The 7,288-nt window shown below is 64.6% G+C and carries 5 protein-coding genes; 1 reads left to right on the top strand and 4 read right to left on the bottom strand.

Features of this window, described 5'->3' with window-relative positions:
* The coding region (locus tag ENZ74_RS15575) for a pseudouridine synthase (RefSeq protein ID WP_127312852.1) at window positions 1–1,793 on the bottom strand (1,793 nt) is incomplete at its 3' end.
* A gap of 182 nt (window positions 1,794–1,975) precedes the next feature.
* On the opposite strand from ENZ74_RS15575, the gene ENZ74_RS15570 reads away from it, so the two are divergent.
* Window positions 1,976–2,425 carry a nucleoside deaminase gene (locus ENZ74_RS15570; RefSeq protein ID WP_013532358.1) on the top strand — a complete coding sequence of 150 codons (450 nt, stop codon included), beginning with the start codon at window positions 1,976–1,978 and terminating at the stop codon, window positions 2,423–2,425.
* 36 nt (window positions 2,426–2,461) lie between these two features.
* On the opposite strand, the gene ENZ74_RS15565 is transcribed toward ENZ74_RS15570, so the two are convergent.
* From ENZ74_RS15565 to ENZ74_RS15555, 3 genes are all read right to left on the bottom strand, one after another.
* Window positions 2,462–3,133, bottom strand: coding sequence for a hypothetical protein (locus tag ENZ74_RS15565; RefSeq protein WP_013532359.1), 672 nt, complete (start codon window positions 3,131–3,133; stop codon window positions 2,462–2,464).
* 207 nt (window positions 3,134–3,340) lie between these two features.
* The gene (ileS, locus tag ENZ74_RS15560) at window positions 3,341–6,304 is read right to left on the bottom strand and encodes an isoleucine--tRNA ligase (RefSeq protein WP_063167720.1); all 2,964 of its coding nucleotides are present in this window, start codon (window positions 6,302–6,304) and stop codon (window positions 3,341–3,343) included.
* A gap of 234 nt (window positions 6,305–6,538) precedes the next feature.
* On the bottom strand, window positions 6,539–7,288 hold a 750-nt coding region (locus ENZ74_RS15555; RefSeq protein ID WP_164761045.1), incomplete at its 5' end, for a MipA/OmpV family protein.

Here is a 7,288-nt window from a genome sequence, read left to right as displayed (position 1 = left end):
GCACCACGCGGCTTGTCGCCGAAGCCACCGCGCGGTTTGTCGCCGAAATTGCCGCGCGGCTTGTCGCCAAAGCTGCGTTCGGGACGCGGGGCGCGTTCGCCAAAACTCTTCTCAGCGTTTCTGTCGGGGCTTGTCGACAGTTTGCCCAGAGCCTCATCGCGGCTGCCTTCGCGGCGCTTGCGATTCTTGATCAACCCGCCCTCGCCGATCGGGCGGCGCTCGCCATCGCGGGTGAATTTCGGCCGTTCCGGCTCCGGCTCGCGAACTTCGGTGCGCCGCACCGGCTTGTTGGAAAACGGCTTGGGGACATCGGCGTCGAAATTGGCGCCGGATTCCTCGACCAGGCGCTCGCCAAGCTGGTCGCGCAACACCCTGCCCTTGATTTCCAGCACATGGCCCTCGGCGAGGTCATCGAGTTGGAACGGCCCGTAGGAGATACGGATCAGCCGCGTCACGTCGAGGCCGAGCGAACCCAGGATGTTCCTGACTTCGCGGTTCTTGCCCTCGCGCAGGCCGATCGTCAGCCAGGCATTGGTGCCTTGCTCGCGATCGAGCGTCGCTTCGATGGCGCCGTAAAAGACGCCGTCGACGGCGATGCCTTCGCGCAGGCCGGCAAGCGCGCTTTCCTCGACCTTGCCGTGGACGCGCACGCGGTAGCGGCGCAGCCAGCCGGTGGCCGGCAGTTCGAGCACGCGCGACAGGCCGCCATCATTGGTGAGCAGCAGCAGGCCTTCGGTGTTGATGTCGAGCCGGCCGATGGTCATCAGCCGTGGCAATTCAGCCGGCAGCACGTCGAAGACGGTCTTGCGGCCCTCGGGATCGCGGTTGGTGGTGACGACGCCGGCCGGCTTGTGGAACAGGAACAGCCTTGTGCGCTCGATCGGCGGGATTTCCATACCGTCGAGATGGATGATGTCATCAGGCATCACGTTGAAGGCCGGTGAAGTCAGAGCGCGACCATTGACCTTTACGCGGCCGGCGGCAATCAGCTCCTCGGCATCGCGGCGCGAGGCGAGGCCGGCGCGGGCCAGCCGCTTGGCGATGCGCTCGCCTGCCTCTTCCGCAGCCTCGGCGGGACGCGGGCGTGGCTTGAAGCTGCCGCCTGACGCGCCTTGCGGCCGATCGTTGAAATCCCGCTTCGGGCGATCGCTGAAGTCACGCTTTGGGCGATCGACGGCGTCACGCGGGGCGCGGTCACTGAAATCGCGCTTGGGACGGTCGAAGCGCTTTTCGCCGCCCGCTGCCGCCGCAGCCGGCCGGTCGCCCCGCGGTGCATAGGGTTTGCGTGGCCCTTCGCGCTTCTCGTAGGGCTTGCGCTCGCCTTCAGCGGCCACCGGGCGGTCGCCGCGCGGCGCATAGGGCTTGCGTGGCCCCTCGCGCTTTTCATACGGTTTGCGCTCGCCTTCTGCGGCCATTGGACGATCGCCGCGCGGTGCGTAGGGCTTGCGCGGTCCTTCGCGCTTTTCATAGGGCTTGTGCTCGCCTTCGGCGGCCATTGGGCGATCGCCGCGCGGTGCATAGGGCTTGCGCGGCCCCTCGCGTTTCTCAAAAGGCTTGCCTTCGGGACGCGGGCCTTTGCTGAAAGGCTTGTCGCCGCCCTTGAAATCGCGCTTCGGCCGCTCGCCATCGGCAGCCATCGGCCGGTCGCCACGCGGTGCGTAAGGTTTCTTGGCGCCAAAGGACGGTTTGCCGCCCTTGCCCGCGGCGCCATCGCGGCTGCGCGGTCCCGCGGCTTTCGGCCCACTCTTGGCCGGCCCCTTCCTGGGTCGGAATTTCTTGTCGTTGTCGTCCATGTGGCCTTTATCCGTTTGCGCTGCTACAGCGTGGCGCATCCTTTCGGGCGCGCAACGAACGCTGTAGCACTTTTGATGTGGCGCATGATCATTTTCGAAAACCGAGTCCCGATTTTCGATGTCATGCGCTCCATAACAGGATCACCGTCAGGTGGCGAGGAGATAATCGGAGTGGAAATCGCGTGAAGCGGCCCGATTTCATGGCGCTGGCGCTGAAGGAGGCCGAAGCTGCCGCCTTGCGAGGCGAAGTGCCGGTCGGCGCCGTCATCGCCAACGGCGCTGGTGTTGTCGCCAGCGCCGGCAACCGCACACGCGAACTTGCCGACCCGACCGCGCATGCCGAGATGCTGGTCATCCGCGAAGCCTGCCGCAAACTGTCGGCCGAGCGGCTGACCGGGCACGATCTCTATGTGACGCTGGAGCCTTGCGCCATGTGCGCCGGCGCCATTTCCTTCGCCCGGCTGCGCCGGCTTTATTTCGGCGCCGCCGACGACAAGGGCGGCGCTGTGGTCAATGGCGTGCGCTTCTTCGCCTCGCCGACCTGCCACCACGCGCCCGACATCTATCCGGGCATGGGCGAGACCGAAGCAGGCCTGCTGCTTAAAGGATTTTTTCGGGAGCGGCGCGGCTGAAGCGGGCGCTACGCCCGGCGACACAATTCGGTGTTCTTACAGCCAATCGAACCAGCCGCTGCCCTTCTTGCCTTCCGCCTCTTTCTTGAGACGGCGTTCCTTCTTGTACTCGTCCTCGCCAAGCTCGTTCTGCGGCGCGGTGCCGGCCGCGACACGATACTGCACTGGAGGCTCGCTCAGATATTTGCGGGTGTTCGGATCGCCCTGCTTGCTGTCGGCGAGGCGACGCTGGATCTCGGCGGCACGGCCTTTGTCGGAATCGGCCGGTGTCCATGCCGGCGGGTGGCTCGAGCCTGACTCCGCCATCGCCCTTTTCACCGAGGCCGGATCGGTTTGCACGTCGTCGACGATCTCCGACTGATAGGCCGGGTCGTTCTGATGGGCGGTGGCATCGGCCCGCAAGCGGGCGCGGCGCTGCTCGGGCGATTCGGGCCATTCGGCGCTCGCCGTCTCGATGCTGTCCTGCGGGGCCGGCAGCGCTTCCTTCTGGCCGGGCGCCGGCTTTACAAGCGTCGGACGCGGCTTGTAGTCGATCTGTTCCTTGCGCTTCGGCGCAAATGAAAAGGCGCCTGAAATATCGCCGGCCAGCTGTTCGCCGGCGGTCTTGTCGGTGCCGTAGGTCGGAGAGCCCATGCAGCCGGACAAAGCGAGGCCCGACGCGACAAGCGGCGCCAGCAGCGCCAGGCGCGCATTATATCTCTCGGTCATGCCAAAAAGTCCCACTCTAGACAGCCTCTCGATTGCCACCAGCCTCGTGGCCGGTCCCCATCGTCCAAGCACTTGCGACGGAAATCCGGCGACAATTTGTCTTCCGGAGTTTCGCGTGTTTACCTCAACCACTCGTTAAGGGCAACGCGCGGGCGGTTTTCACCCGCCCGGCGTGGCATTTGTGCACCGATCAAGCTGGCCGGCCTGTCAAAGCCGGCCAAGCGCCTTCAATTCATGCAGCACCGCCGCATCCCTGGCCGAAACATCCGGGAATTCCGGATCCTGGCCGACATCGGCGGTGTAGCGCCATGAGCGTGCGCATTTTAACAGGCCGCGATCCTCGGCCTTCTCGACCACCACGGCGACACCCCTGACGTCGTCGATCGCGAAGGCACCAGCCGGTGCCTCGCCATGCGCGATGACCAGATCGCTGGTGATCGCCATCTCGGCCATGTCGACATCTGAAATCGCCGCTTCGAGCGCTGCATCGTTGATGGTGACGACCGGCACCGCTTCCAGCGACGATCCGATCACCTTCTGGGCGCGCGCGATCTCCAGCGCGCCGGTGACGACGCGCCGCACCTGCCGCACCTGGCGCCACTTTTCCGCCAACGCCTCGTTCTGCCAGTCCGCCGGGATTTGCGGGAACTGGTCGAGATGCACCGAGACCGCGTCGGGATGACGATCGAGCCAGGCCTCCTCCATGGTGAAGGGCAGCATCGGCGCCAGCCATTTCACCAGGCAATCGAAGAGATGGCGCACCACCTGCACCGAAGCCTTGCGCTTCAGGCTCGACGGCGCGTCGCAGTAGAGCGCGTCCTTGCGGATGTCGAAATAGAACGCCGACAGCTCGACCACCATGAAATCGAGCAGCATGCGGGTGATGCGCTTGAACTCGAAAGCGTCGTAGCCCGAGCGCACGACCTCATCGAGCTCGGCCAGCCGGTGCAGCATCAGCCGCTCCAGCTCCGGCATCTTCTCCAGCGGCACCTCTTCGCCATCGTCATGGGCGAGCGTGCCGAGCATCCAGCGGATGGTGTTGCGCAGCTTGCGGTAGGCATCGATGTTGGTCTGCAGCACGTTCTTGCCGAGCCGCTGGTCCTCCCAGTAGTCGGTCGTCACCACCCACAGACGCAGGATATCGGCGCCCGACTGCTTGATGACGTCCTGCGGCACCACGGTGTTGCCGAGCGACTTCGACATCTTGCGGCCATCCTCGTCCATGGTGAAACCATGGGTGACGACAGTATCGTAAGGCGCCCTGCCCCTGGTGCCGCAGCTTTCCAGCAGCGAGGAATGGAACCAGCCGCGATGCTGGTCGGAGCCTTCGAGATAGACGTCGGCCGGCCATTTCAGGTCAGGGCGATCCTCCAGCGTGAAGACATGCGTCGAGCCCGAATCGAACCAGACGTCGAGGATGTCCATCACCTGCTTCCATTTGGAGGCATCGTGATTGCCAAGGAAACGCTCCTTGGCGCCAGCGGCGAACCAGGCGTCGGCGCCCTCCTTCTCGAAGGCGTCCATGATGCGCTGGTTGACCGCTTCGTCCTTCAGCACATTGCCGTCGACATCGGCGAAGACGGCGATCGGCACGCCCCAGGCGCGCTGGCGCGACAGCACCCAGTCCGGGCGCTCCTCGATCATGGCGCGGATGCGGTTCTGGCCGGCGGCGGGCACGAAACGGGTTTCGTCGATGGCCTTGAGCGCCCGGCTGCGCAGCGTCGAGCCGTCGCCGAGGTCCTTGTCCATATAAACGAACCATTGCGGCGTGTTGCGGAAGATGATCGGTTTTTTGGACCGCCACGAATGCGGATAGCTGTGCTTCAGCCGGCCACGCGCGAACAGCGCGTTGCGCTTGATCAGCTCGTCGATGACGGCCTGGTTGGCGTTGCCCTTCTTGCCGTTGTCGTCGATGACGCGCGCCGGTCCACCCTCGCGGTCCGGTCCGAAACCCGGCGCGTCCTTGGTGAAGAAGCCGCCATCGTCAACGGTGAACGGGATGGCGGGATCGATGCCGCGTGCGCGCAGATCCACCGCCGCGTCCATCCAGGCGTCAAAGTCCTCGCGGCCGTGTCCGGGCGCGGTGTGGACGAAGCCGGTGCCGGCATCGTCGGTGACATGGTCACCGGCGAGCATCGGAACGGCAAATTCGTAGCCGCCGCCCAAGCCCTTGAGCGGATGTGAAAGCGTAAGGCTTCCAAGCTCTTGCGCCGAGACGCTGCGGAGACGATTCAAGGTGACCTTGGCCTTGGCCGAGGAGTCTTCGGCCAGTGCGTCGGCAAAGATCAGCTTTTCGCCCGGCTGCGGGCCGAACGCGTTCTCGGCTGCCGTGACCTCGTAGAGGCCATAATTTATACGCGGCGAATAGTTGACGGCGCGGTTGCCTGGGATCGTCCACGGCGTCGTCGTCCAGATGACGACGTGGGCCTGCAGCAGATCGAGGGCGCCCTCCGTCAGCTTGGTCTGGCCATCGTCAATGGGGCGGACAAGGCTGGCGACCGGAAACTTCACCCAGATCGTGTCGCTCTCATAGTCGTGGTATTCGATCTCGGCCTCGGCCAGCGCCGTGCGCTCGACCACGCTCCACATCACCGGCTTGGAGCCGCGATAGAGCTGGCCCGACATGGCAAATTTCAAAAGCTCGCCGGCGATGCGCGACTCGGCATGGAAAGCCATCGTCGTATAGGGGTTCTTGAAGTCGCCGATGACGCCGAGGCGCTGGAACTCGGCCCCCTGCACTGTGATCCAACCCGCGGCGAATTCGCGGCATTCCTTGCGGAACTCGTTAACCGGTACCTCGTCCTTGTTCTTGCCCTTGGCGCGGTACTGCTCCTCGATCTTCCATTCGATCGGCAGGCCGTGACAGTCCCAGCCGGGCACATAGTTCGAGTCGTAACCGCGCATCTGGAACGAGCGGGTGATGACGTCCTTGAGGATCTTGTTCAGCGCATGGCCGATATGGATGTTGCCATTGGCGTAGGGCGGGCCGTCATGCAGCACGTATTTCGTGCGGCCGGCAGCGCTCTCGCGCAGCTTGCGGTAGAGATCCATGTCCTGCCAGCGCTTGACCAGCAGCGGCTCCTTCTCCGGCAAGCCGGCGCGCATCGGGAAGTCCGTCTGCGGCAAATAAAGCGTCTTGGAATAGTCGATCGTTTCAGTTGTGTCGGTCATTGGTCTGCCATGTGCATTGCCCGGCGGGCGTACAAGCTCGGGCGTGAACTATCATGTTATGAAAAAAGCGCGAGGGGCGCGCAGAAACTCCCGGCGGCTCCGGCGGCGCTCAGGCCACCCGGAACACCGGGCCTGTAATTCGTATCGCGATCGCGAAAAGGCGCGAAAAGCTGGTCATGGCTGGGCTTTTAGCCGAAGCCACGGCAGGAATAAAGCGTCTCTCGTTCGATTCACCTACATCGTGAAATCGAAGCGGTAGGTGGTCGACACGCCGACCGTGAACTGGTTGCGGTCGCCACGCTCCTTGACCAGGCTGGAATCGGCCGCCGGTCCCATCAGGCGCGAATATTCGCCAAACAGGCTGGCGGTCATCGGCTCGGTCACCTTCCAGGTTATGGCGCCGCCAAGGCCGGTCGATTTCAGCCCGCCACCGGGATGGTATTCGCTCAGGCCCGAGGCCACCGCCTCCTGCGCGTTGACGCCATAATAGGCGTCAAAATAGTTGCCAGAGGCGAAGGAAACACGCGGTCCTCCCGAAATCCTGACGGTCGGCGTCACGTCGTAAAAGGCATCGGCGGCGATGTCGGCGACAAAGCCGTTGTGGGCGCGAATGCCGTGGCGCAGCTCGGCGCGGGCGCGCAGCCAGTCCGTCGGATAGAATTCGAAGAAGCCGCCGACTTCGCCGCCCCAGCGCACCGGATCGAGGCCCTTCAGTTCATCGGCGTTGTCGTCGTCGCGGGAAAACAGGAACTTGCCGGTCAGGCCGGCGCGGACACCGCCATCGTCGACCAGCGCCAACGAGATGTTGTCGTTGCGCGAGACAAAGCGTGCCGCCGGTCCGGCCTTGCCCAATGAGATGATGGGTTGGGCGCTCAGCATGTATTTCCTGCCGCCCTCGAAATTGGGCGCGACCAGGCCGGTGGCGCCAACGGTCAGATACCAGTCGCCGGACAGCCAGCTGCCCTCGCCCGCATTGGCGGCGCC

Origin of the sequence: Mesorhizobium sp. M7A.F.Ca.CA.002.15.2.1, assembly GCF_003998715.1 — a bacterium.
GTDB lineage: Bacteria > Pseudomonadota > Alphaproteobacteria > Rhizobiales > Rhizobiaceae > Mesorhizobium > Mesorhizobium ciceri.
This window is presented reverse-complemented; position numbering and strand designations above follow the sequence as displayed.